We start from the raw sequence: 25,217 nt of genomic DNA on the forward strand, positions 1-25,217 counted from the left end.
CGCTTGTCCAGTCTTCCTCGTATCCGGCCTGGTCAGCTCACTACAGGTGTGATTCAGGCCTCATCAAAGCCGCCCTTGTGACCCACAAAACTGGCCGGAAAGGGCATTTCGTCCGGTTGACGATGAAGACAGCCCGCTCATACCGTGTGTCTACCGTCACAGATTCGGCTGCAACTCGCAGACGCGGATCCTTTTCCCACTGGAGGCCACCATGAGCCCTGCACTCTTCGTGCAGCAGGGACGGACCCACCGCGTCGCCGCAATTGCTGTTGGCGCACTGTCACTTTCACTGATCGCCAGCGGCTGCACCGTCGCCAATTCCAACAACGGTGGAGCCGCCCGCGCAGATACTCTGCGCATCGTCCTGCCCCAGGAACCTCCGACCCTCGAAGCCTGCGACGTCTCGCTCACCTCGGTCGGAGTCGTCACTCGCTCGAACATCACCGAGCCGCTCATGGAGCGCAACCCCAGCACCGGCGATCTCGAACCCAAGCTCGCCGACTCCTGGGAACAAACCTCCGATACCGAGTGGACGTTCGCCATCCACCCCGGCGTGACGTTCAGCGACGGGAGCCCCTTCGAAGCCGAGGACGCCGCGTTCTCCATCGACCGCACGGTCAATTCGGAACTGGGCTGCAACGTCGAGGGGTACGTGTTCGGCGACGCGAACCTGGTTGTCACGGCCATCGACCCGATGACGCTGACCGTGCAGTCGCCGGAACCCGACCCCATCCTTCCGCTGCGCCTCTCGTTCGTGGAAATGGTTCCGCGCACAGCCAGTTACACCGAGCGGGTACGAGAGCCCATCGGAACGGGACCGTTCGCGATCGAGCGCTGGGACTACGGCCAGAAGCTCTCCCTGGTACGGAACGAGACCTACTGGGGCCCGAAACCCGAGTACGCCAGGGCCGAGTACCAGTGGCGCAGCGAGGGCAGCGTCCGCGCATCGATGGTGACCAACGGCGAGGCCGAGATCGCCACGTCGGTCGGACCGGAGGACGGTGCGGGCGACCTCGGCGTGGCCTACCCCAACAACGAAACAACGGCGCTGCGCATCCAGGCCGCTCAACCGCCACTCGACGATATCCGGGTGCGGCAGGCGATCAACTACGCGATCAACCGCGACGGCATCGTCAAAGCACTCTTCCGCGGACTCGGCTCGCCTGCAGCGCAACTCATCTCCGAGGGTGTCGTGGGATTCAACGAGGACCTGACGCCGTGGCCCTACGACATGGACCAGGCCCGGACGCTGATCGACGATGCACGGGCAGACGGGGTACCGGTGGACACCGAGATCCGCCTGATCGGACGTACCGGACAGTTCCCCAAGATCAACGAGACAGTGGAGGTCATCCAGAACTCACTGTCCAAGATCGGCATGAACGTCAAGATCGAAATGATGGACGCCGCAGGTACCGCCGAATACCAGGAACGCCCGTTCCCGGACGTCGGGCCGTATCTACTGGTGATTCAGCACGGCAATCAGGCCGGCGACTCGGCCTTCACCGTCGACCAGTACTTCACCAGTGACGGATTCCAGAGTGCCTACGGCACAGCGGACTTCGACAAGGAGATCGCTGCTGCCGGTGCCCTCACCGGAGAAGACAGGCAGGCCGCGTACGCCCAGGTGTTCGCGGACGAACCGAAGGACATCATGCAGATGGCGTACATCGCGCACATGAACGGGGTGCTCGCCAAGGCCGCCTCGGTCGACTACACGCCGGACTCCGCCACGGTCGACGAAATGCACCTGGCCGCGATGACGCGCGCCGATACCGAGAGGCCCTGACATGTTCAGATTTCTGCGCCGACGGATCTACACCAGCCTGATCCCACTGTTCGTCGTCCTGCTGGGCGTGTTCTTCCTCGCTCGTCTCACCGGCGACCCCACCAGCCTGTACCTGCCCGAGTCGGCCACCCAGGCGCAGCGCGAGGCCTTCCGCGCCACCAACGGCTTCGATCAGCCGGTGCTGACTCAGCTGATGGACTACTTCAAGGGCGTCGTCCAACTCGACTTCGGGCAGTCACTCCGCACCGGTGAGGACGCGTCGGCAATGGCATTGCGCGCCTTCCCCGCAACGCTGCAGCTCGCCTTCGCGACGATGTTCCTCGCCATCCTCGGTGCCGTGATAATCGGCTGCTGGGCTGCGTACCGGCCGAACTCGTTGGCCGATCGCATCTCGAGCCTGCTGTCGATGACGGCCGCGTCGATCCCCGACTTCTGGTTCGCGATCATGGGCGTCTACGTCTTCGCCATCGTGTTCGGCTGGCTGCCCACCTCGGGCGTGGACAGCGGAATGCTCTCGTGGGTGTTGCCGATCGCCACGCTGCTCATTCGACCGCTCGGAGTACTGACACAGGTGGTGCGGGGTGCGATGGTCTCGGCACTGTCGGCACCGTATGTTCGGCTCGCGAGAAGCAAAGGGGCAGGCGATCTTCGGGTCGTCACCCACCACGCTCTGCGTAACGCTGCCGCACCGGCCCTGACCGTCGCAGGCGACCTGATGGTCGGCCTCGTCAACGGCGCGGTGGTCGTCGAGGCCATCTTCGGCTGGCCCGGCATCGGAAAACTGATGATCGACGCCATCCTGCAGCGCGACTTCGCCGTTCTGCAGGCGGCCGTGCTGTTGACGGCGGTGAGCATCTTCGTGCTCAACATCGTCATCGATGCCTGCTATGCACTGCTCGACGCCCGGGTCCGCGACAAGGTGAAGGTCTAGGTAAGAACATGTCACTCGACTTCGAAGCACCCAAAACATCCGAGCCCGAAGATGTTCCACCGTCGGCTCCGGTGGAATCCCGCAAGGCGTCGGCTCCGCTGTGGAAGCTGCTGCTGCGAGACAGGGTCGCCACCGTCGCCGCGGCGATCCTGGTGCTGGTCTTCCTCACTGCGATCTTCGGCCCGATGCTGGTCGGTGACGCCGCCACCGATCAAGATCTTGACCGCTCGAACCTGCCGCCGTTCACCCTCGACACCGGTTGGATGAACATCCTCGGCACCGATCCTCTGGGGCGCAGCATGTTGGCCCGGTTGATCGTGGCCAGCAGAACCACACTCTCGGTGGCCATTCCGGCGGTGATCCTCTCGGCCATCATCGGCTCGTTCATCGGTATGTGGGCCGGTTTCCATCGCGGTTGGCGCGAGACCGCGGCGATGCGCGTCGCCGACGTGATCCTCAGCTTCCCGTCGCTGCTGATGGCCGTCGTGGTGCTCTACGTCTTCTCGCCCAGTGCCGCGAACATCGTTCTGGTCCTGACGGTCACGCGTATCCCGATCTACCTGCGTACCGCCCGCGCCGAGTCCGCGGAACTGCAGAGTCGGTTGTTCGTGGATGCCGCCCGTACGTTCGGCGCGAAGAGCGGATCGGTGATCCGACGACACGTGGCCCCGATTCTTTTGCCGACCCTGCTCACCGTCGCGACCCTGGACTTCTGCTTCGTCATTCTCGCCGAATCGTCATTGAGCTTTCTGGGCATCGGCATTCAGCCACCCGACGTCTCGTGGGGCCTGATGGTCTCGCAGGGCCGTACCTACCTGCAGACCGCGTGGTGGCTCTCGTTCTTCCCCGGCCTGGCCATCGTGCTGACGACGGTCTCGGCCACCGTGCTCGCCGCCTGGGCGCGCATCGCCACCGACCCGGCGCAGCGCTGGCGACTCAATGTCCCCCGCTCCAAGCGGTCCCGCCTGCTCCCCGTACGAAAGGTCGTCTCATGAGCGCACCGGCAACTGCACCACAGCGACCGGACACCGGCAGCGTCGCCCTGGACGTACGCGGACTGACCGTCGATCTGCGGACGCCGTCCGGTGTCATTCGCGCCGTCGACAACGTCACCTTCAGCGCCCGCCGCGGTGAAACCCTCGCTCTGCTCGGTGAATCGGGCTGCGGCAAGTCGATGACGGCACAGGCCATCGTCGGGTTGCTCGAGCCGATCGCCGACATCACGGGCGGTTCGGTCGAGATGGGTGAGGTGGACCTGGTGACCGCCAAGACCAAAGTGCGACGCACCATCGCGGCCACCGAACTGGCTATCGTATTCCAGGATGCACTGACCGCACTCAATCCCGTCTACACCGTGGGAACTCAACTGGCCGAGCCGTTTCGGATCCATCGCGGCATGTCGGCGAAACTGGCTCGGGTGGAAGCTATTGCACTCATGGCCCGCGTGGGCATCCCCGAGCCGGAATCACGCGCCGACTCGTACCCGCACCAGTTCTCCGGCGGGATGCGTCAACGCCTGCTGATCGCAATGGCCGTGGCACTGAGCCCGTCGGTACTGCTCGCCGACGAACCCACCACGGCGCTCGACGTCACGGTGCAGGCCCAGATCATGGCTCTGCTGAAGGAATTGCGTACCGAACACGACATGGCCGTCGTGCTCATCACCCACGACCTCGCCCTGGTGGCCGAGGAGGCCGACCGGGTCGCGATCATGTACGCGGGCAACGTCGTCGAAACCGGACCGGTGTCCGAAGTGTTCGGTGAACCGCGCCACCCGTACACCAAGGGCTTGCTGGACTCGGTGCCTGTACACGCCGTCCGCGGTGAAGATCTGAAGTCGATCGGCGGCACCCCACCGGATCTGCATTCCATCCCCGACGGGTGCGTCTATCAGGCCCGCTGCCCCTTGGCCCGCGAGATCTGCATCAGCACTCGCCCTCCGCTCGAATCCGTCGGCAACGGCCGGATGTCGGCCTGCCACTTCCCGAACGAGGTAACCAGCCATGTCTGAGCAACTGCTGACCGTGCGCGGCCTGAACAAGACCTTCGACGTCGGCCGCGGCAAGCTCCGCGCCCTCGACGCCATCGACCTGGATCTGCGACGCGGTGAAACCCTCGGACTCGTGGGCGAATCCGGCTGCGGCAAGTCCACTCTCGCGCGCACCCTGATGATGCTCGAGCGACCCGACTCGGGCACCGTCGCCTTCGACGGCATCGATCCCTTCGCTCTGCGCGGCAAGGAACTCCTCGCGTGGCGTCGACGAGTACAGATGGTGTTCCAGGACCCCTACGGTTCGTTGAACTCGAGGATGACGGCCGGGGACATCATCGGCGAGCCGTGGCGAACCCACAAGAGCCTCTACAAGACTCGCCGCGACCGCTCCGCCCGAGTGCGTGAGCTGCTGCATCTGGTGGGCCTTCGACCGAGCGACGAGAATCGATTCCCGCAGGAATTCTCCGGCGGTCAACGCCAACGCCTCGGCATCGCTCGGGCCCTGGCATTGAACCCCGATGTGATCATCTGCGACGAACCGGTATCGGCACTCGATCTCTCGGTCCAGGCGCAGGTGCTCAACCTGCTCAACGACCTACAGAAGCAACTCGGCATCTCCTACGTGTTCATCTCGCACGATCTGTCGGTCGTTCGGCACGTCGCCGACCGCGTCGCCGTGATGTACCTGGGCCGTATCGTCGAATCCGGCGCTACCGAAGCAGTATTCGAGCGTCCCGCGCACCCGTACACAGCGGCGTTGATGTCGGCCGCACCCACCCTCGACGCGTCGACCCGTGGGACGAAGATCCTGTTGAAGGGCGAGGTACCGTCACCGCTGAATCCACCGTCGGGATGCCGGTTCCGCACGCGCTGTTGGAAAGCAACCGACCTGTGCGCCAGTGAGGCACCCCCGGTGGCGCTCGACGCCGACGAGGCCGATCACATCGCCGAATGCCACTATCCGCTCGTCGCAGGCAATCTCGGCCTCGTCGCTGCCGGGACGTGATGGCGACGCACCTGAGCGTCACCGGATTTGTCGTCGTCGCCCTGGCCATCTTCTTCGCTTCGGCGATGCAGGCGTCCATCGGATTCGGCATGGGCATGCTCGCCGCGCCCATCGTGGCCATCGTCGACCCCGGGCTCATCCCAGCGACGCTGATCATGCTCGCCGTGGTCGTCAGTGTGCTCGTCCTGGTCCGTGATCGCACTGCCCTCGACCTGTCGGGCGCGGGGTGGGCGCTGGCCGGTCGCCTACCCGGATCGGCGGTGGGCGCAGTGCTGCTCGTGCTGTTGCCCGAGCGCGGCCTGGCCATCCTGCTCGCGCTGGTAGTGCTGAGCGGCGTCGCACTGACGTCCTTCGGTTGGGTCCCGTTGCCGCACAGACGAAACCTGGTGGTGGCCGGGGCCGCGTCGGGAATTCTGGGAACGGCCACCTCCATCGGCGGACCGCCGATGGCCCTGGTGTGGCAACGCAACACCGGAGCCGAACTGCGCAGCACCATGAGCTGCTTCTTCCTCGTCGGATCACTCATCTCGCTGGCGGTACTGGCGGTGGCCGGTGCAGTGGACGCCCATACCGCGACGCTGTTCGTGTTCCTGGCCCCGGCGACAGTTCTCGGCTTCCTGCTCTCTCGCGTGGTCAATCGCGTTCTCGATCGTCGACGCCTGCGCATCACCGCGATCGGTGTCTCCGCAGCCGGCGCACTCGTTCTCGTCGCCCAGCAGGTACTCGCTCTGATGTGAGGGCCGTGTCACGTGTTGCATCGGTCGCAATGGGTAACCGCTCACGATGACTACGAACACCACGCGCGCGCTGATCGTCGGTGCCACCGGTATTTCCGGGCAGGCCCTGTGCCACGCAGCACTCGATGCAGGCTGGACCACCTACGGACTGAGTCGCAGCGGAAGTACCCCCGTCGACGGCGTCGTGCCGGTGGCCGCGGACCTGCTCGATCCGGCCTCGCTCGAGAAGGCTCTGAAGGACGTTCGCCCCGAGGTCGTGTTCTTCACCGCATGGATGAAGAAGGACTCCGAGCAGGAGAACATCGAGGTCAACTCGGCGACCCTACGCAATGTGCTGAATGTTCTCGGGCCCCTCGAGTCGGTGAAGCACGTCGCGCTGATGACCGGACTCAAGCACTACCTCGGACCGTTCGATGCCTACGGTGAGGCAGTGATGGCCGAGACGCCGTTCCACGAGACCGAGGACCGCCTCGACACCCCGAACTTCTACTACGCGCAGGAAGACGAACTGTTCGCCGGTGCCGAGAAGTTCGGATTCGGTTGGAGCGTGCACCGCGCCCACACCATCTCCGGCTTCGCGGTCGGCAACGCGATGAACATGATGCTGACGCTGTCCGTGTACGCATCGATCTGCAAGGAACTCGACGAGAAGTTCGTCTTCCCCGGTTCCGAGACCCAATGGAACGGGCTCACCGACCTCACCGACGCCGACCTGCTCGCCGAGCAGATGGTCTGGGCCGCAACCGATGACAATGCGCACAACGAGGCGTTCAACATCGCCAACGGTGACGTCTTCCGCTGGCGCTGGCTGTGGCCGCAGTTCGCAGCGCACTTCGGCGTCGAGCCCGAGGGATTCGACACCGAACCGCGTCCCCTCGAACCCCGCATGTCCGACGCGGCTGCTGCGTGGAAGCGCATCGCGGAGAAGCACGATCTGGTGGAGAGCGACGTCTCCCGTCTGGCGTCGTGGTGGCACACCGACGGCGACCTCGGCCGCGACATGGAGTGCCTGACGGACATGAACAAGTCCAAGAAGGCCGGCTTCCTCGGCTTCCGATCCACGCCCGATGCCATCGCCTCGGTGATCCAGCGATACCGAGACGCGCGCCTGATTCCCTAGAGCGGCTGCGCCGCATGTGAGTGGAACTTCGTAGTGGGCTACGAGTTTCCGCTCACATGGCGGTGGTGCCCTCGGTCAGATCCCGCACCTCGGCGTAGCGTTCGCGCACCGCCGGGGTCGGGTCTGCCTCGTATGTCTTCGACGCTGCCTGCGCCCAGGTCGGCGGCTCGCTGGTCCCGGCCAGGGTCCACGCCGCCTGACGCGCGGCTCCGTCGGCGACATATTCACCCGGCTCGGGCACGATCACCGGAACGCCGAGAATCGCCGGGGCAAGCTCGCGCAACGCAGCAGACTTCGCGCCGCCGCCGATCAGTAGGACCCGCTTCGTCTCAACTCCCTGGACACGCAGATGGTCGATACCGTCGGCCAAACCGCACAGCAACCCCTCGACGGCCGCGCGCGCCAGATGGCCTGGCGTCGAATTGCCAAGCCGCAGTCCGTGAATCGCACCGGACGCATCAGGACGGTTGGGGGTGCGCTCACCTTCGAGGTAGGGCACCAACACCAGGCCCTCACTTTCCGTCGACAGCGCCAACCGCGACAACTCGTCGTGATCGACGCCCAGCAGACGCGCCGTCGCATCGAGTACGCGAGCAGCGTTGAGGGTGCACACCAACGGCAGCTGGCGGCCGGTGGCGTCGGCGAATCCGGCGACGAGACCCGAACCGTCGGCTGCCGCAACCGAGGTCACGGCCGATACGACGCCGGAGGTGCCCACCGATACGACCACATCACCGGGCTGCGCATCGAGGGCAAGCGCCGCCGCGGCATTGTCTCCGGTTCCCGGCCCGATCAGCGCACCGCTCGACGTACGGCCGATCGCCTCGTTCGGCGCAGCCACGCGGGGCAACAATGGATTGCGACCACGAAAGCCCAACTGCAGCAAATCTGTTCGATACTCGCCGGACGCCGCCGAGAAGTAGCCGGTGCCGCTGGCGTCGCCACGGTCGGTGGCCAGGGCGTCGAGCCCCGATGGCCCGCCGAGCTGCCAACTCAGCCAATCGTGTGGAAGGCACACCGCCGCAGTGCGATCGGCGTTCTCCGGCTCGTGGTCGGCAAGCCATCGCAACTTGGCGACGGTGATCGAGGCCAATGGAACCACTCCGACGGCGTCGGCCCAGGCCTGCCCGCCGTCGACGCCGGTCTCTTTCCCCAACTCCGACACCAAGTCCGTCGCGGCCTCCGCCGACCGAGTATCGTTCCACAACAGCGCTTTACGGACCACTGATCCCGCGTCGTCGAGGCACACCATGCCGTGCTGCTGCGCACCGACCGACACCGCGTCCACGTCGTCGAGCCCGCCTGCATCGGCGACCGCCTCGTCCAGCGCATCTTTCCACCGCTGCGGATCGATCTCGGTGCCGTCGGGATGACCGGCTCGGCCCTGGCGGACCAACTCCCCCGACTCGGCATCACGAACGAAAACTTTGCACGATTGGGTGGAGGAGTCGATTCCGGCAACAAGAGCCACGGTGAGCTGGTCCTTTCCTACGCAAGTGTGATCTACGACCCTACCCGCGAGGAGTGGTTGCCTCGGTCACCAGCGTGCGCGCGTAGGCGATGGCCTGCGGAGTGGTGTCGAAGACGCGTCGAGCATCGTCGTCCTTGGTGGTGAACACGCCCAGCGCCGTCAGAGGACGCAGATGCTCGGTCTTCGCTCCGGAGATCAGGACTGTGATGTGGCGGTGTTCGAGTTCGGTGATGGTGTCCTTGAGGACGATGGCCCCGGTGGCATCGATTGTGGTCACCCGCGACATGCGCAGGATCACCACCTTCACGTCCGAGACGTCGGCAAGTTCGAGCAGGAAGCTGTGGGCGGCACCGAAGAACAACGCGCCGTCGATTCGATACGCGACGATGTGTTCGCGCAGCAGGTCGCCTTCCTCCTCCGAGACCGCGTCGAGTGCGTCCAAGGGAACCTGCTCCACGGTGGCGGATCGCGCGACGGCACGCAGGGCCAGGACGGCAGCGAACCCGACCCCGACAGCCACTGCCGTCACCAGATCGAAGACGACCGTGACGAGGAAGGTCGACAACATCACCACGGTGTCGCCGCGGCCTGCGCGGGTGATCGCCCGGATGGATGCGGTCTCGACCATGCGCACCGTGGTCGCCAGCAGCACCCCCGCCAGGGCCGCGAGTGGAATATCGGCCACCAACCCTGCGGCGGAGTACATGATCGCGGCAAGGATCACCGCATGGGTGAGTGCGGCGAGCCTGGTCCGGGCCCCGGATCGAACGTTGACTGCAGTCCGGGCGATGGCGCCCGTGGCAGGAATCCCGCCGAACAGAGGAGCGGCGATGTTCGCGAGCCCCTGCCCGAACAGTTCCCGGTCGGGGTTGTGTCGTGCGCCGACGCCCATCGAGTCCGCGGCGGTGGCGGAGAGCAACGATTCCAAGGCCGCCAGCGCGGCAACGGCACACGCTGGAGCCAGCAAGGCCGTGACGTCGCCGAGGTCAAAGAAGCTCAGGCTCGGGGCGGACAACGACGACGGAACGGTGCCTATACGGGCGATGTCGAGGTCGAACAGCTGGGTGGCCACCGTCGCTCCGGCGACCGCGACCAAGGAGAACGGGATTTTCGGTGCCAGTCGGCCGCCGACGAGCATGACGATCGCCACGGCGATCGCCACGGCCGGGGTCAGGACACTGGCGTGTGAGACGAACAGACGGGCGGCGTCGAACGCCGACTGCCACACCTTGTCACCGTGGGCATCGGTGATGCCCAGAGCAGCCGGAACCTGTTGCAGCGCAATGACCACGGCGATGCCTGCGGTGAATCCTTCGATGACGGGCGCGGGCATGTATCGGACGGCTCGGCCGACGCCTGCACCGGCGAGGGCCAGCAGAATGACCCCGGCCATGAGCCCGACGGCGAGCACACCGGTTGGCCCGTACTCGGCGACGATCGGTACGAGTACCACCGTCATGGCACCGGTAGGCCCCGACACCTGAAAGCGGGAGCCGCCGAATACCGCGGCGACGACGCCGGCGACGATCGCTGTCGTCAGGCCGGCTGCGGCACCCAACCCGGTGCTGACGCCGAATCCGAGGGCCAGTGGCAACGCGACCAATGCCACGATCAGGCCTGCCAACAGATCCGCGCCGGGTGCGCGGAACGCGGGCTTCCACTCGCTCCACCGGGGCAGGAGCGCGGATACGGCCGTCAAGGCGTCGTTCGCGCGGGTGTGTTTCGTCGGTTCGGACATGCGACGCTTTCTGAGAACTCATCGAACCTGATCTAGCTGATTGCTAAGTTTAGCAAGTAATGAATCAGCGCGACAGGGAGACGCTCGACACCGTTTCGGACCCCTGGGTCAGGTGCGCGATCCGGACTCGCCGTCCAGCTGTTCGACCTGGTTGGCCACCACCCCGGACAGGATCTCCCGAGCCACCACCAGTAGGTCTGCCACTTTCGGCGACGTCAGCGTGTACGTCACGGACAGCCCCTCGCGAGTTCCCTCGATGAGACCCGCGCGTCGCAGAATCGACAACTGCTGCGACAGATTCGCCGGTTCGATGCCCACCTCGAGCAGCATCTCGGACACCGCGTGTTCGCGTTCGCTCAACAACTCCAGCACTCGAATGCGTGCGGGATGCGCCAACGTCTTGAAGAAGTCGGCCTTCATTCGGTACAGCGGTCGACTCGAATCCGTGGCCATGACTTCCCTCCGTGCCACCCACCGCCGCGCGGCAGGCTACTTGCGAACACTAGCAATCAGCCGACGCGACAAGTGCTATCCCTGCCCTCACCGAAACTCCGCTACCTTCACTGACATGCGCGGAGAACCCGACGAATCCACCGACTTCAGGCTGACCGTGGCCACGGCGGCTCTCGACCTCTTCTCGGTCAAGGGCTACGAGTCGACGACGGTGGACGACATAGCCGGAGCCGCCGGAATCTCGCGACGGACGTTCTTTCGTCAGTTCCGTGCCAAGGAAGACGTCGTATTCGCCGATCACGAAATACTGCTCGAGCAGGCAGGCGCATTTCTCGACTCGAACGAAGGCGATCCCTGGCAGGCGGTGTGCGACGCCGCGCAGCAGGTGTACGAGCGATTCTCCGACTGGCTGGAGATGTCGCGCCTGCGCTATCAGGTGGTGCACCGCAACCCTGCGCTGCGCGATCGAGAGATCGTCACCGTGTTTCGCTACGACCGACTGTTCGTCGAATATCTGCAGCGAGTGCGGCCGGATCATTCGCACCTGGAGATTCTGCAGTTCTCGGCTTCGGTGACCGCAACACACAACTACATCCTCCGACGGATGATTCGCGACGGCCTGCCCACGTCGGTCAGCGACCTGCGGTCCGCGCTGGCGCAGGTACGCGCGCAATTCCTCGGCGAGATCGTCGTCGCGTCGTTCCCGCGGGGCATGTCCGTCGCGAAAGTCGTCGACGCGTTGGCCGATCACACAACAGACTGACTCACCCGACGGTGTGGCACTCAGTGCCGCATAACGTGGACCCACCCTTGAAACGAGCGAGCTGCAGACGTACGATGGGTGCATCCTTGGCACTGAGTGCCCTGATCGGTCAGTGCTGATCCCCCTACATTCAAGGAGCGTGGCCGATATGGCCGGAAATCCCGACTTCGATCTGTATCAATCGCCCGAGGAGCACGACGAACTGCGTGCGGCCATTCGGGCACTGTCGGAGAAGGAGATCGCTCCGTACGCCAAAGAGGTGGACGAGGACTCACGCTTCCCGGAAGAGGCATTGAAGGCCCTCAACGCCTCCGGCTTCAACGCCATCCACGTTCCCGAGGAATACGACGGTCAGGGTGCCGACTCGGTCGCAGCCTGCATCGTCATCGAAGAGGTCGCTCGCGTCTGCGGCTCGTCCTCGCTGATCCCCGCCGTCAACAAACTCGGCACGATGGGCCTGATCCTCAAGGGCTCCGAGGAACTCAAGAAGCAGGTCCTGCCGTCACTCGCAGGCGGCGCGATGGCGTCGTACGCCCTGTCCGAGCGGGAAGCGGGCTCCGACGCAGCGGGAATGCGTACTCGCGCCAAGGCCGACGGTGACGACTGGATCCTCAACGGCTCCAAGTGTTGGATCACCAACGGCGGCAAGTCCGATTGGTACACCGTCATGGCCGTGACCGACCCCGACAAGGGTGCCAACGGCATCTCCGCGTTCATCGTGCACAAGGACGACGAGGGATTCGTCGTCGGCCCCAAGGAGAAGAAGCTCGGCATCAAGGGCTCCCCGACGGCCGAGCTGTACTTCGAGAACTGCAAGGTCCCCGGCGATCGCATCATCGGCGAACCGGGCACCGGCTTCAAGACCGCCCTGGAAACGCTCGATCACACCCGCCCCACCATCGGCGCTCAGGCTGTCGGCCTGGCACAGGGCGCCCTCGACGCTGCCATCGCGTACACCAAGGACCGCAAGCAGTTCGGCACCGCGATCTCTAGCTTCCAGGCCGTGCAGTTCATGCTCGCCGACATGGCCATGAAGGTCGAAGCCGCACGCCTGATGGTCTACAGCTCCGCAGCCCGCGCCGAGCGCGGCGAGAAGAACCTCGGTTTCATCTCTGCAGCAGCGAAGTGCTTCGCCTCGGACGTCGCCATGGAGGTCACCACCGACGCCGTGCAGCTCTTCGGCGGCGCCGGGTACACCACCGACTTCCCGGTCGAGCGCATGATGCGCGACGCCAAGATCACCCAGATCTACGAAGGCACCAATCAGATTCAGCGTGTCGTCATGTCGCGGGCGCTGCTCAAATGAGCGACATCAACCTCGTTGGCGTCATCGGCGGCGGCACCATGGGAGCAGGCATCGCCGAGATGTGTGCTCGCTCCGGCAGTTCCGTACTGATCCTCGAGACGAGCCAGGCGACGGCCGACGCCGCAGAAGCTCGCCTGGACAAGTCCTTCGCTCGCGCCGTCAAGTCCGGCCGCATCGAAGCCGACGCGGCCGAGAAAGCCCGTGCTGCAATCACGTTGACGCTCGACATCAACGATTTCGCAGACCGCGACCTCGTGGTCGAGGCAGCACCGGAGATCGAATCGCTCAAGCTCGATCTGTTCGGCAAGCTCGATTCCATCGTCAAACCCGAGGGAATCCTGGCCACGAACACCTCGTCGATCCCGGTCATCAAGATGGCCAACGCGACGAAGCGTCCCGACAAGGTGGTCGGGGTGCACTTCTTCAACCCGGTGCCGGTGCTTCCGTTGGTCGAGATCGTCGTCAGCCTGCTCACCAGCGAAGAGACTGTATCCGCGGTGACGGATTACGCGGGCAACACGTTGGGCAAGAAGACGATTCGCGCCGGAGATCGCGCCGGATTCATCGTCAACGCGTTGCTCATCCCGTACATGGTCTCGGCCATCCGCATGCTCGAGTCCGGCTTCGCCAGTGCCGAGGACATCGACGAGGGCATGGTGAACGGCTGCGCTCACCCCATGGGTCCGCTGCGTCTGACCGACACCGTCGGCCTCGACGTCACCCTCGCGGTGGCCGAGTCGCTCTACGCGGAGTTCCGTGAGCCGCACTACGCTCCGCCGCCGCTGCTGCAGCGCATGGTGGACGCGGGAATGCTGGGACGCAAAACCGGCAAGGGCTTCTACACGTACTCGTAGCAGTCCCCCGGAGTCTGCGTGAATGGTCCATTCACCCCCGTCAGGGCCGGTGAATGGACCATTCACGCCTTCGAAAGGCGCACACTGGAGCCGTTCCACAACATTGGGAGGCTTCATGAACATCGATCTCGACGGCCGAACCGCATTGATCTCCGGCTCCAGTCAAGGAATCGGACTGGCGATTGCCAACGAATTGGCCCGTGCCGGTGCGCGCGTCGTGCTCAACGGCCGCAGCGCATCCGCGCTCGATTCGGCCGAGGAACAACTGCTCACCGAGGTACCCGGCGCACGAGTGATCGTCGTGGCAGCTGATCTCGCGACGGCCGAAGGGGTCGAGACCCTGCTCGCCACGGTCCCTGTGGTCGACATTCTGGTGAACAACCTCGGAATCTTCGGAGCCAAGCCGGCCCTCGATATCGACGACGACGAGTGGCGTCGCTACTTCGAGGTGAACGTGCTCTCGGCCATCAGACTCATCAGAACGTACTTGCCGGCGATGACCGAAGCCGGCTGGGGCAGAATCCAGAACATCTGCAGCGATTCTGCAGTCGTCATTCCCGAGGAAATGATCCACTACGGAATGACGAAAACCGCACTGCTGGCGGTGACCCGCGGATTCGCGAAAGCTGCTGCAGGAACTGGCGTTACGGTCAACTCCGTGATCGTCGGGCCCACTCACACCGAGGGCGTCGAGAAGTTCGTCGCAGAACTCGTCGGCGACGATCTGCCGTGGGACGAGGCTCAGGCGACATTCATGAAGGAACATCGTCCGCAATCGCTCATCGGACGGTTGATCGAGCCGAAAGAAATCGGCAACATGATCGTGTACCTGAGTTCGGAGCAAGCGTCCGCGACCACCGGGGGCGCACTACGAGTCGACGGCGGCTACGTCGACTCGATTCTGCCCTGACTTCCGGCCCCGTCGCGTGCCATTGCCTGCGGCACCACACAGCTTGTCCGGTCGGTCACAGTTTGTGGCCGACCGGTTCGGGGCATGCGTGAAGTACACGGAATCGAGCAGAGGTTCTTCACGCATTTCACCGTATTCGGAGACGATTCGACAGTGAGCGATCAGTACACCTTCACCAACCCCGTCACGCAGTACCGTCAGGACGGCTTCCCTGAGCAGCATCAGGATCCGCCCGGTCTGGCCGCAGACCTTCAGCCCCTCGCCGACCACGGTGAGGACAGCTATCGCGGTTCCGGCCGCCTGACCGGCCGTAAGGCCTTGGTCACCGGTGCCGATTCCGGAATAGGCCGTGCAGCAGCGATTGCCGTCGCCCGCGAGGGTGCCGACGTGGTTCTCAACTACCTGCCGTCAGAGGAAAAAGACGCTCAGGAAGTTGCTCGGCTGGTACGCGACGCCGGACGCACCGCAGTCTTGGCTCCGGCAGATATCACCGACGAGCAGGCCGCGCGTGGGATCGTGCGTACCGCCGTCGACGAACTCGGTGGCCTCGACCTGCTGATCAACGTTGCCGGTAAGCAGCAGTTCGTCGAAGATCTGGCCGACCTGTCGTCCGAGCAGTTCGATCAGACGTTCAAGACCAACGTCTACGCATTGTTCTGGATCATCCAGGAAGCGGTGCCGCACATGGCTGCTGGTTCCACCATCGTCAACACCAGTTCGATCCAGGCGTACACACCCTCACCCGGTTTGGTGGATTACGCGACCACGAAGATGGCCATCAACACCATCAGCAAGGCGCTTGCGCAGCAGTTGGCACCCAAGGGAATTCGCGTCAATGTTGTTGCGCCGGGACCGTTCTGGACACCGCTGCAGGCAGCCGGCGGGCAACCGACCTCGGCGCTGCCGGAGTTCGGCAAAGAGACACCGCTCGGACGTGCGGGGCAACCCGCCGAGATCGCCGGTGCCTACGTCTACCTGTCGTCGGCCGAATCGGGTTACGTCTCCGGCGAGACATTGAACGTCAATGGCGGCATGCCGACGCCGTAGTCGACATCCGTTCTACGTGAATGGACCATTCACACCCGTCTGGGCTTGTGAATGGTCCATTCACGCATCTGGAGACGTCAGTCCTTCGGCCCACCCGCTGCGTAGACGACCTGGCCGGAGATGAAGCCCGCTCCCTCGCTGACGAAGAACGAGGCCAGGTGCGCGATGTCGTCGGGGTGTCCGACGCGATTGACCGGAATCTGCGACGCCGCAGCAGCTTTGAAGTCCTCGAACGGCATTCCGACGCGCTCTGCAGTCGCCGCCGTCATCTCCGTCTCGATGAATCCCGGGGCGATGGCGTTGGCTGTGACGCCGAACTTGCCGAGTTCGATGGCCAGGGTCTTGGTGAATCCCTGCATGCCGGCCTTGGCAGCGGAGTAGTTGGCCTGGCCGCGGTTGCCGAGGGCAGACGTGCTCGACAGGTTGACGATGCGGCCCCACTTGGCGTCGATCATGTGCTTCTGGACCGCGCGGGTCATCAGGAACGATCCACGCAGGTGTACGCCGAGCACGGAATCCCAGTCCTGCACCGTCATCTTGAACAGCAGGTTGTCGCGCGTGATTCCGGCGTTGTTGATCAGTACGGTCGGCGCACCGAACTCGCTCGCGATGCGATCGACCGCAGTCTGGACCGATTCCTCGTCGGCGACGTTGGCACCGATGGCCACTGCCTGCCCACCAGCAGCTTGGATTGCGCCGACGGTGTCGCTGCACGCGGCCTCGTCGAGGTCCACTACGGCAACTCCGAAACCGTCCTTGGCCAGCCGCTTCGCCACCGCAGCGCCGATGCCACGCGCACTACCGGTGACGATGGCCGTCTTGATCTGATCGCTCACGAATATCTCCTAGGAACACGCCGAATCGAATTACCTGTCATCTGTTTCTACCAACCCCGGCGGCGCAGTCAGTACGCAGCCACCGCTCCGTCGAGCGCCTTCTGCATTCCCTCAGCCACCACGCGTGTGATGTCGATCGGCTTCTCGGGCAGTTCGGTGATGGGGGTATCGATGTACACGCTGGCCTGCTTGACCTTCGTCGTAGGGCCGTAGCTCAACCCGATACAGATCAGCACCGGCTCGACACCGAGCTTGCGTGCGCGCAGCGCGATGTGGCCGATGCCGCTGCCGACGTGCTGCACCGTCGTCGGATCCTCCAGGTTGCAGGTGCCCTCTGGGAACACTGCAAGGTCGTCGCCCCGCTTCATACGCTCGGCACTGACATCCATCATGCGATTGCCTGCTGCGCTGACGGCGCGCATTCCATGGTTCTTGCCACGGAAGACGGGGATGCCGCCCATCATGTCGATTCGCCTGCGCTGCTTGGGTTCCTGGAACAATTCGTCCTTGGCCAATACCCTCGTGCGCCCGATCACCGGACGCAGCGGCGACGCCCAGGCCGCCGCTGCGAGGGTGTAGGGATCGTTCTCGGTCAGATGATTGACCGCGATGAGCAAACGGGTGTTGTCGTACACCAGACGACGCAGTTCCTCACGGGCACCGTCGGGATACGACACCCGCGGGCGGAAGCGCCTGGCCAAGGTGGCGTACGCCAGCCTCGCGACCTGACGATTCTGCTGGTGACGCAGGTAGAAGTCGTACACCGTCACATCGTTCTCGAGAATTACCGCTGGCCGATCCATGAACCGAGCTTAGTGGTTCGAACTGTGCCGCCGGGGCCGAAGCCTCCTTCGTATCGCCTACCCGATGATCGCCTTGTATTCGGTGAAGATCGGCGCGTACTCGGGACCGCAGTTCGCGATCGACCAATCGGTGAGGAGGGTGAGGTTCTCGAACACACCATCCATCGCGCTGAAGTCGCCGGCCGCACCCTTGGCGTCGGCCTCCTCCATGGCCTGTAGCCACGCCAACGGCTCCGGCGGAGCGACGGCCTGCAGCTCCGACTGTGTCACCGGGGCCTTCGTCGCGAGTTCTGCGGCAATGGATTCGGCCACCTCGACACCACCCGCCTCTGCTTCCCGCAGGTTGGCCAGACCCTGTGCCACCTGGGTGGCGTACAGCGTGCAGAAGTCCGACTCACCCGAATCCGCTTCCACCGACTGCACGGATTCCACCGATGTTGCGGCCGGCTGCTCAGCCGTGGTGGACGGGTTCTCTTCTGTGGACGAACACCCCGCGAGAGCGAGGACAACTACCGCGCATCCTATGGTCGATCGACTGTTCATCGGCGTTGCACTCCTCGTGAACCCTGCCTGGACGACTGCCAGTCTGCGCTCGAGTGCGCAGTTGTGCAGCGCTGTGAGCAGCGCGAACGGTTCGAGCCGGCTTCACACCCGCGAGGAACCCATAGCCCGGATTCCGACGGCAAGTCCGACCGCCGCAGTGGCCGCGGCAGCAACGACACCTGCCGTCACCGTCGAATTGGTGAACTCGCCCGCGAACAGTGCACGCTCGGCATCGACCAGATACCCGAGGGGGTTGATGTTCACCAAGAACTGCATCCATCCCGGGGCCGCGGTCAGCGGAAGCATGGTGCCCGAGAGGATGAGCAGGGGGAACATCAATGTCTGCTGGATGGACCAGAACACCCAATCCTGTCCGCGCACAGCCAAAGCCAGCGTGTAGGACAACGCGCCGAGCCCGACACCGAACACACCGAGCAGCACGATTCCCACGACCGCGCCGACGGGATTCACCGACAACCCGAGCGGCAGTGCCACCAGAACGATCAGCAAGGCCTGAGCGGCCAACGGCACCATTTCCTTGAACGCGCGGCCGACGAGCAGAGACGACCTCGGCAGCGGCGTCACCAACATCCGTTCGTGTGAACCCTGCTGCAATTCGGCCAGCAGGTTCGAGCCCGTCATCGACGTCCCGAAGATGGTGATCATTGCGAGCACCCCTGGAACGAACCAGTCCCACACACTGCCGCTGCCGAGACCTGGGACCTCGGTGAGAAGCGGGCCGAACAGCGCCAGCAGAATCAGTGGCTGCACCAGACTGAAGATGACGGTGAACGGATCGCGGACCATCGGCCGCAGTTCGCGGCCCATCACCAAGGCGCTTCCCGAGAGTACGTTCATCGGAGTTCTCCTGCCGCGCTTGCAGTTTCGAGGGAAGAGCTGCCCGCTGCGGCGCTCTCCCGGAGGCTGCGCCCGGTGAGGCCGAGGAACACATCGTCGAGAGTAGGTCGCGTCATGTCCGCCGTGTGCACCGTGATCCCGTGAGACTCACTGAGCCGCAGCAGATCCGGAAGAACCACCTCGGCTCGCTCGACCCGAATGTTCAACCGCGAACCCGCAACCGTCACGTCTCTGACTCCGGCGACACCGCCCAGGAGCGTACCCAGCGCCGACGCGTCGGACGCGGTGAGGACGATCAGATCCCCGGCCAGTTCCGATTTGAGGGCCGTGGCGGTGTCGTCGGCGATGACGGTGCCGCGATCGACGACGATCACCCGCTCGGCCATCGAATCGGCCTCGTCGAGGTAGTGCGTGGTGAGCACGATGGTGGTGCCCATCTCCCGCCTGAGCCGCAGAATGTGATCCCAGAGATTCGCTCGGCTCTGCGGGTCCATACCGGTGGTCGGTTCGTCGAGAAACAGCAACGGTGGCCGGTGCACCAACCCCAACGCGATGTCGAGTCGACGCCGCTGCCCGCCGGACAGCGTGGACACAGTGCGACCCGCGAGCTCGCCGAGTTCGAGTGCCTCGATCAATTCGTCTGCGCGACTACCTGATCGTCGACGCGTCATGCCGTAGCACAACCCCTGCACCACCAGTTCGTCTCGGACGCGCTGATTGTGCCCCGCACCGTTGCCCTGGCCGACGTAGCCGAGACTGCGTCGCACACGGTCCCGATCCTTCGCCACATCGAATCCGGCGATCCGCGCCGAGCCCGACGTCGGTTCGAGCAACGTCGTCAACATGCGCAGAGTGGTCGACTTGCCGGCCCCGTTCGGGCCGAGAAGAGCCACCAGCTCTTCCTCACCGATCGTCAGATCGATGCCACGCACCGCCTCCACGGTCTTCTTGCCCTGCCGAAAAGTCTTGGTCAGTCCCGATGTTTCGATCATCTGTGACGCCCCTCGTCGCACTGAGTGAATCCGTACGAGAAAGACGTTAGGAACGATCGCGGTCAGCTTCGGTCCGCGTTGCCAGGACAGCCGACATCAACCGAAGACGGGGAACTTTCGCTTGCGGGCCAGGGCATCCATCCCGGATTGGATGCTCGAGCGCACCTCCTCGTACTTCGCGTCGACGTAGGCCTCGTCGTCGCACCGTGCCGGATCGTGGTCGAGTTCGATCGGCGGCATGAAACGGGTACGGATCTTCGCGGGCAACGGAATCTGCGGGAGCGCCGCGGGCGCAATGATCCAGGGAAGCGAGATCGCGATCGGAAAGACTTTCAACCGCGCAATCTTGTCCAGCTTCAACGCTTTCGACAGCTTGTCGCCGCGAATGAGTACCGGCATGGCGTCGGCGCCGCCCACTGTTGCCACAGGAACGATGGGTACGCCCATCCGAATGGCGAGCTTGATGAAGCCGGTTCGGCCACCGAGCGTCGCCTCGTCTCGCTTGCTCCAGGGCCGCAGCGAATCGACCTCACCGCCCGGCCACACGATGACGTCCCGGCCCTCGGCCAATGCCGTCGACATCGAGTCCGGCGCAGCAGGAAGCACACCCATGGATCGAAAGACTTTGCCGATCAACGGAAACGCCATCAGAGCATCGTGCGCGGTGCCGTGCAGAATTCGCTTCTCGCCGAAGTGTCGCCACCACTGGGCACCGACGGTCCATGCATCCCACACGAACGGCGCACCCGAATGCACCCCGACGACGAGAACCGGCGACTCGGGAATGGTCTCCCACCCGTCGATCTCCATCCGGAAATAACGGTCCATCACTCCGTTCCAGAGCTTTTGCTGACGGTCCATCGCCACGGTGTTCTGATCGTCGAGGTCCCAGCCGCCCGCGCGCTCGGCAACCACCCCTCCGAGACCACCGGAGGCCTTCTCGCGGCGTTCCTTCATCTTCAGCCGGGCCGCCGCCGCGTAACGCTGTGCCTGCTCGCGCAACTGCTCCTTCGTCGACTCCTCCGTCGACGCTCCGGTGCCGTCCCCACCCATTACGTGATCCCCATCACTCATACCCGCACGGTACTCCACCCGCCCACCGCCGACCGACAACCAGCGCTCGTTACCCCACGCGACGTCCCACCTGTCCGTTATGGTCGAAATTCGAGCCGAACGAACGAGGTACACCGATGGATCCGATCGAACCGGCCTACGGCACGACGGCGCTGCTGCTGATCGCCGCCGCAGCCGTGGCAATCCTGCTCTTCCTCATCATGAAGGTGAAACTGCACGCCTTCGTCTCCCTGGTCCTGGTCAGCGCGGTCACCGCCGTCGCCGCGGGAATCCCACTTGCCGACGTCCCCGATGCGTTGCTTTCCGGTTTCAGTTCCACCCTCGGTTCGGTTGCGCTACTGGTGGCACTGGGTGTGATGGTCGGGCGTCTGCTCGAAATCACCGGTGGCGCACAAGTATTGGCCGACACGCTGATCAACCGGTTCGGCGCCAAACGGGCACCACTCGCACTCGGTGTCGCCGCGCTCATCTTCGGCTTCCCCATCTTCTTCGACGCCGGTCTCGTCGTCTTCCTGCCGATCATCTTCACCGTCGCCAAACGATTCGGCGGATCCGTTCTGCTGTACGCCCTCCCCACCGCGGGGGCCTTTGCGGCGATGCACGCCATCGTCCCGCCGCACCCCGGCCCGGTCGCTGCCACCGAACTGCTCGGCGGAGACATCGGTTCGGTACTGCTCATCGGCGTTCCCGTCGCCGTCGTCTCCTGGTTCGTCGGCTCGTACCTCGTCGGTACCCAGCTCGGCAAACGATTCGTCACCATGCCCGCAGACCTCTTCGCGGACGGATCGCAGAACACCGAGGAACACGACAAAGAGATGGCCGCGCTCCGCGACCCGGCCCCGAAGTTCGGTGCGGTGCTTCTCATCCTGCTGACACCACTGGTGCTGATATCGCTCAACACCGTCGCCAACACTCTGACCACCTCCGGTGTGCTGACCGGAGACGAAACCTGGGCTGCTGCCCTGACTCTCATCGGCCAGACGCCCATCGCGCTGCTGATCACCCTGCTGCTGGCGCTGTTCATCCTCGCGCCCGGACGCTTCCCGGTGGCCGAGGGTGCCAAGTACATGGACCAGGCTCTCGGGCCGATCTGTTCGATCATCCTGATCACCGGTGCAGGCGGAATGTTCGGTGGAGTGCTGCGAGCCAGCGGCATCGGGCAATCCCTGACGGCCTCGTTGTCCGACATCGGGCTGCCGATTCTGCTGCAGGCCTTCCTGATCGCCACCGCGCTACGCGTCGCGCAGGGTTCGGCCACAGTCGCTCTCACCACCACGGCTGGGTTGATCTCGGTGCAGGTCGCCGAGCTGGATCTGAGCAACTTCAAGATCGCGCTGCTGGTGTTCGCACTGGCCGCCGGAGCCACCGTGCTCTCCCACGTCAACGATTCCGGCTTCTGGCTCGTCAGCCGCTTCTTCGGCATGGACGAGAAAACGACCCTCAAGACCTGGACCGTCATGGAAACGACACTGGGACTGGCGATCTTCGCCGTCGCGTCACTGCTGTGGGTGGTGTTCTAGCACGGACCTCAGTCGTCGACTTCGAGCACGCATCCCCCTGACGGAAGCTCAAGGACGATGACGTCATGTTCCTCGCCGGTGACGATTGCAGTGAAGACGGTTTCCGCTCCATCCACGGACACCCACCAGTTCATGTTCGCTCCACGAACACGCGGCACCTGCCGATATACCGCTCGGGCGTCTCCGACGAAAGCACCGGGGTGCAGCCTCCGAGCGGTATCGACAACGGTGCGGCGCACGTGGTCGAGATCGAGTAGGTCGTCGTCGTCCGACAGCTGCGATGGTCGAAAATCGATGAGTGCGAACGGTATTCGGACAATCGGTAGGGTCGCCGCATATGCCATCGACCCCTCCGAGAACGCGGGGTCACCCCATTCGAGCACTCCGTCGACGAACGAGGGTGCAACGTTGTCGTAGACGGCCGATCCGGTCTCGACGCTGCGGAGCAACACTGCGATGTAGTCGGTCAACGAGTCGAACCACGGTGCGCCCTGGTCAGCGGAATCGTAGGAGAAGTTGCGGACACAGCCACTGCGCGTCCCTGCACGTGTGTCCACGTAGGTTGTTCCACCGGCACCATCCTCGGCAAACGGGACATAGGCGGGCAGAAACATCTCCGCTGTCTCGCCCGCCTCCTGGGCGCGGACGACAGCCGGCCAATCGGCACCCAGATCATCGATCGGGTGAAGGTTTTCGAGGCTGAACCTGTGCCGACCGACAACTTGGTCGAGCGAGGAAAGTGTGTAGTCCGGCAGCACGGATCCGACCGGCCCATTCTCATCGCTGTAGGTTTCGTGCTGACCGTCGTGCAGCACGTAGAACTCGCGCAATTCCTCCGTCCACGGCGTTGTCGCACTTTCCGCGGACTCTCGCTCGCCCGCGGTTCGCGGCGGTCGAATCGACGCAGCAGTGACGGGAGCGCGTTCACGAAGAATCGCCATGTATGCCGTCCATACCTCGGTGAGGTTCACGACTCGAACCTAATGGGTCTCGATCGGCGAGGGGGTTCGATGCGAGTCTCCATTCCGCCGAGAGCATTCGTTTATGCTGCGATTGTGGGCGGAATTCCCATCGATAGCGTGTCGACGATGTGAGGCAATCGTGAGTGACCGCATTCGATTCGACGGAGTGCTCGAGCCGTTGACGTGGGGGAAGAGCACGTACACGATCATCCGTATTCCGACTCGATTGGTCGAGGCAGCGATGCGTTGGCCGACGCGCCGGATCGACGGTTCGATCGACGGACTCAGCCTCAATCTCGGTATCAACAAGGCGGATCCGGATGTGATGCCCGGATCCTTCGTCTACGTCGGGGCGGGGCTACAACGCCGACTGGGCGTCGCTGCCGGCGATCTGGTGTCGTGCGAATTCGAGCCGGCCGACCCCGATCTGGTGCCGGTCCCCGAGGACCTGGCTCGAGCAATGGAAGACGCACACTGCACGGCCGCATGGGAACGAAGGCGGGCGAGCGAACGGCGTCAGTTGTTGATGCCGATCGACAACGCTGCGAGACCTCGGACCCGCGCAAAGCGCATAGCGCGACTGGTGGGGTCGTTGACGGCGAATCAGCAGACCGACAGCTGACCTACCGTCACTGCACCGGAACAAGAATTCGCCACGCGCCCAGGGCCAATGAGCCGACGGTGACGAGCAGGAACAGCCCGACCCAGACGATGCCGGGCAGGAAGGTCAGTCGGGCGAGTTGATCGGCGTCGGAATCCCGTGCCCGTCCGGCACTGCGGGACTTCTGCAATTCGAGAACGGGCCGCGGCCCGGCGATCAACAGGAAGAACGTGATGAAATACGCCGCCGCGACCTGCTGTTCGCCGGTACCCCACCAGGACACCACGAACAGTGCAGCACCGACGACGACGAGTGACAGCAAGCCGTATATGTTGCGAATCATCAACAGCATCAATGCAATCGAGATAACACCGATCCACAGCACAGCAACCGCATGCTGAGTGCCTAGCACGAACGCAGCACCGAGTCCGAGCAGCGACGGCCCCACATAACCTGCGAAGGTCATCGCGATGACGCCGAGGCCGGTGGGCTTGCCCTTCGAGATCGCGACGCCGGAGGTATCGGAGTGCAGTCGCAGCCCCATCAGCTGTCGGCCGGTAATCAGCGCGACGAACAAGTGCGCACCCTCGTGCGCAATGGTGACCACGTTGCGCGCGATCCGCCACGTCTGCGGCAGTACGACGATGACGAGTGCAACAAGAGCAGCAACTTGGACGATCCACACCGGTGGATCAGGACTCACCGCGGAGATGCGGTCCCAGAATTCGTTCACACCCAAGTATGCGGCTTCGCCGCAGTGGTGCGGCTAAGTGCCGCCGGTGGCGCTCAACCGCACCACTGCCGCAGGCACTACGACGCGCGTGCTTCGGCTTTGGCGCGTTCGCGGGCGAGGGAGCGGTCTCGCATTTCCTCGAACTTGGTGGCTTGGCGTTCGAGGTCTTCGAGGAAC

Annotated in this window: 25 protein-coding genes and 1 pseudogene; 14 read left to right on the plus strand and 12 right to left on the minus strand. The window is 64.3% G+C overall.

Going from position 1 to position 25,217, the window contains the following annotated elements; translation table 11 throughout:
* The first annotated feature begins 211 nt into the window (after positions 1-211).
* Genes CH305_RS06565 through CH305_RS06595 form a run of 7 tightly spaced genes read left to right on the plus strand, consistent with a single transcriptional unit; the run spans position 212 to position 7,576 of the window.
* The gene (locus CH305_RS06565; RefSeq protein ID WP_094703166.1) at positions 212-1,789 is read left to right on the plus strand and encodes an ABC transporter substrate-binding protein; all 1,578 of its coding nucleotides are present in this window, start codon (positions 212-214) and stop codon (positions 1,787-1,789) included.
* A gap of 1 nt (position 1,790) precedes the next feature.
* Positions 1,791-2,720 carry an ABC transporter permease gene (locus CH305_RS06570; RefSeq protein WP_037196062.1) on the plus strand — a complete coding sequence of 310 codons (930 nt, stop codon included), beginning with the start codon at positions 1,791-1,793 and terminating at the stop codon, positions 2,718-2,720.
* Between the two features lie 8 nt (positions 2,721-2,728).
* Positions 2,729-3,715, plus strand: a complete 987-nt coding sequence (locus CH305_RS06575; RefSeq protein ID WP_094703167.1) for an ABC transporter permease — start codon at positions 2,729-2,731, stop codon at positions 3,713-3,715.
* A complete protein-coding gene (locus CH305_RS06580) occupies positions 3,712-4,731 on the plus strand; it encodes an ABC transporter ATP-binding protein (protein ID WP_094703168.1) in 1,020 nt (339 codons plus the stop codon). Before CH305_RS06575 ends, CH305_RS06580 begins: the two co-directional genes overlap by 4 nt.
* Entirely contained in the window at positions 4,724-5,719 is a 996-nt protein-coding gene (locus CH305_RS06585) for an ABC transporter ATP-binding protein (RefSeq protein ID WP_094703169.1), read from the plus strand. The genes CH305_RS06580 and CH305_RS06585 overlap by 8 nt, the downstream gene beginning before the upstream one ends.
* Positions 5,719-6,456: a sulfite exporter TauE/SafE family protein gene (locus tag CH305_RS06590; protein ID WP_094703170.1), complete on the plus strand. Its 738-nt coding sequence runs from the start codon at positions 5,719-5,721 to the stop codon at positions 6,454-6,456. Before CH305_RS06585 ends, CH305_RS06590 begins: the two co-directional genes overlap by 1 nt.
* 46 nt (positions 6,457-6,502) lie before the next feature.
* Complete coding sequence (locus CH305_RS06595) at positions 6,503-7,576, plus strand: SDR family oxidoreductase (RefSeq protein ID WP_094703171.1); 1,074 nt, start codon at positions 6,503-6,505, stop codon at positions 7,574-7,576.
* Between the two features lie 52 nt (positions 7,577-7,628).
* Here the strand turns inward: CH305_RS06595 and CH305_RS06600 are convergent, their stop codons facing one another.
* From CH305_RS06600 to CH305_RS06610, 3 genes are all read right to left on the minus strand, one after another.
* Complete coding sequence (locus tag CH305_RS06600) at positions 7,629-9,047, minus strand: xylulokinase (protein ID WP_094703172.1); 1,419 nt, start codon at positions 9,045-9,047, stop codon at positions 7,629-7,631.
* A 40-nt stretch (positions 9,048-9,087) separates the two neighbouring features.
* Entirely contained in the window at positions 9,088-10,785 is a 1,698-nt protein-coding gene (locus CH305_RS06605; protein WP_094703173.1) for a SulP family inorganic anion transporter, read from the minus strand.
* Positions 10,786-10,893: 108 nt separating this feature from the next.
* Positions 10,894-11,238 (minus strand): helix-turn-helix transcriptional regulator, encoded by a 345-nt coding sequence (locus CH305_RS06610; protein WP_032405201.1) that lies wholly within the window; start codon positions 11,236-11,238, stop codon positions 10,894-10,896.
* 115 nt (positions 11,239-11,353) lie between these two features.
* Between CH305_RS06610 and CH305_RS06615 the strand changes: the two genes are divergently transcribed.
* The 5 genes from CH305_RS06615 (at position 11,354) to CH305_RS06635 (ending at position 16,118) form a co-directional block, all read left to right on the plus strand.
* Entirely contained in the window at positions 11,354-12,001 is a 648-nt protein-coding gene (locus CH305_RS06615) for a TetR family transcriptional regulator (protein WP_032377491.1), read from the plus strand.
* Between the two features lie 148 nt (positions 12,002-12,149).
* Entirely contained in the window at positions 12,150-13,307 is a 1,158-nt protein-coding gene (locus tag CH305_RS06620; RefSeq protein WP_032378347.1) for an acyl-CoA dehydrogenase, read from the plus strand.
* A 5-nt stretch (positions 13,308-13,312) separates the two neighbouring features.
* Positions 13,313-14,161, plus strand: coding sequence for a 3-hydroxybutyryl-CoA dehydrogenase (locus CH305_RS06625; RefSeq protein WP_278190041.1), 849 nt, complete (start codon positions 13,313-13,315; stop codon positions 14,159-14,161).
* Positions 14,162-14,276: 115 nt separating this feature from the next.
* Positions 14,277-15,071 carry an SDR family NAD(P)-dependent oxidoreductase gene (locus tag CH305_RS06630; RefSeq protein ID WP_094703219.1) on the plus strand — a complete coding sequence of 265 codons (795 nt, stop codon included), beginning with the start codon at positions 14,277-14,279 and terminating at the stop codon, positions 15,069-15,071.
* Positions 15,072-15,155: 84 nt separating this feature from the next.
* The gene (locus CH305_RS06635; RefSeq protein ID WP_256983576.1) at positions 15,156-16,118 is read left to right on the plus strand and encodes an SDR family oxidoreductase; all 963 of its coding nucleotides are present in this window, start codon (positions 15,156-15,158) and stop codon (positions 16,116-16,118) included.
* Positions 16,119-16,195: 77 nt separating this feature from the next.
* Here the strand turns inward: CH305_RS06635 and CH305_RS06640 are convergent, their stop codons facing one another.
* The 6 genes from CH305_RS06640 to CH305_RS06665 form a co-directional block, all read right to left on the minus strand.
* Positions 16,196-16,954, minus strand: coding sequence for an SDR family oxidoreductase (locus CH305_RS06640; protein WP_032396725.1), 759 nt, complete (start codon positions 16,952-16,954; stop codon positions 16,196-16,198).
* 68 nt (positions 16,955-17,022) lie between these two features.
* A complete protein-coding gene (locus tag CH305_RS06645) occupies positions 17,023-17,757 on the minus strand; it encodes a 1-acyl-sn-glycerol-3-phosphate acyltransferase (protein ID WP_032405199.1) in 735 nt (244 codons plus the stop codon).
* A 57-nt stretch (positions 17,758-17,814) separates the two neighbouring features.
* Positions 17,815-18,300, minus strand: coding sequence for a hypothetical protein (locus tag CH305_RS06650; protein ID WP_094703174.1), 486 nt, complete (start codon positions 18,298-18,300; stop codon positions 17,815-17,817).
* Between the two features lie 102 nt (positions 18,301-18,402).
* Positions 18,403-19,158: an ABC transporter permease gene (locus CH305_RS06655; protein WP_094703175.1), complete on the minus strand. Its 756-nt coding sequence runs from the start codon at positions 19,156-19,158 to the stop codon at positions 18,403-18,405.
* Positions 19,155-20,150 (minus strand): ABC transporter ATP-binding protein, encoded by a 996-nt coding sequence (locus tag CH305_RS06660; RefSeq protein ID WP_094703176.1) that lies wholly within the window; start codon positions 20,148-20,150, stop codon positions 19,155-19,157. The genes CH305_RS06655 and CH305_RS06660 overlap by 4 nt, the downstream gene beginning before the upstream one ends.
* A 96-nt stretch (positions 20,151-20,246) precedes the next feature.
* Complete coding sequence (locus tag CH305_RS06665; RefSeq protein ID WP_094703221.1) at positions 20,247-21,203, minus strand: lysophospholipid acyltransferase family protein; 957 nt, start codon at positions 21,201-21,203, stop codon at positions 20,247-20,249.
* Positions 21,204-21,340: 137 nt separating this feature from the next.
* On the opposite strand from CH305_RS06665, the gene CH305_RS06670 reads away from it, so the two are divergent.
* Positions 21,341-22,744 carry a GntP family permease gene (locus CH305_RS06670; RefSeq protein ID WP_094703177.1) on the plus strand — a complete coding sequence of 468 codons (1,404 nt, stop codon included), beginning with the start codon at positions 21,341-21,343 and terminating at the stop codon, positions 22,742-22,744.
* An 8-nt stretch (positions 22,745-22,752) separates the two neighbouring features.
* Here the strand turns inward: CH305_RS06670 and CH305_RS06675 are convergent, their stop codons facing one another.
* Complete coding sequence (locus CH305_RS06675) at positions 22,753-23,715, minus strand: SMI1/KNR4 family protein (protein WP_094703178.1); 963 nt, start codon at positions 23,713-23,715, stop codon at positions 22,753-22,755.
* Positions 23,716-23,845: 130 nt separating this feature from the next.
* Here CH305_RS06675 and CH305_RS06680 point away from each other — a divergent pair, with 130 nt between their 5' ends.
* Positions 23,846-24,328: a YdeI/OmpD-associated family protein gene (locus CH305_RS06680; protein WP_179278208.1), complete on the plus strand. Its 483-nt coding sequence runs from the start codon at positions 23,846-23,848 to the stop codon at positions 24,326-24,328.
* A gap of 7 nt (positions 24,329-24,335) precedes the next feature.
* On the opposite strand, the gene CH305_RS06685 is transcribed toward CH305_RS06680, so the two are convergent.
* Both CH305_RS06685 and CH305_RS29415 read right to left on the minus strand, forming a co-directional pair.
* Positions 24,336-25,040, minus strand: coding sequence for a M50 family metallopeptidase (locus CH305_RS06685; protein WP_032405193.1), 705 nt, complete (start codon positions 25,038-25,040; stop codon positions 24,336-24,338).
* Between the two features lie 77 nt (positions 25,041-25,117).
* A pseudogene (locus CH305_RS29415) lies at positions 25,118-25,217 on the minus strand (acyl-ACP desaturase); the annotation flags it as partial.

The organism is Rhodococcus sp. 15-649-2-2 (assembly GCF_002258645.1).
GTDB lineage: Bacteria > Actinomycetota > Actinomycetes > Mycobacteriales > Mycobacteriaceae > Rhodococcoides.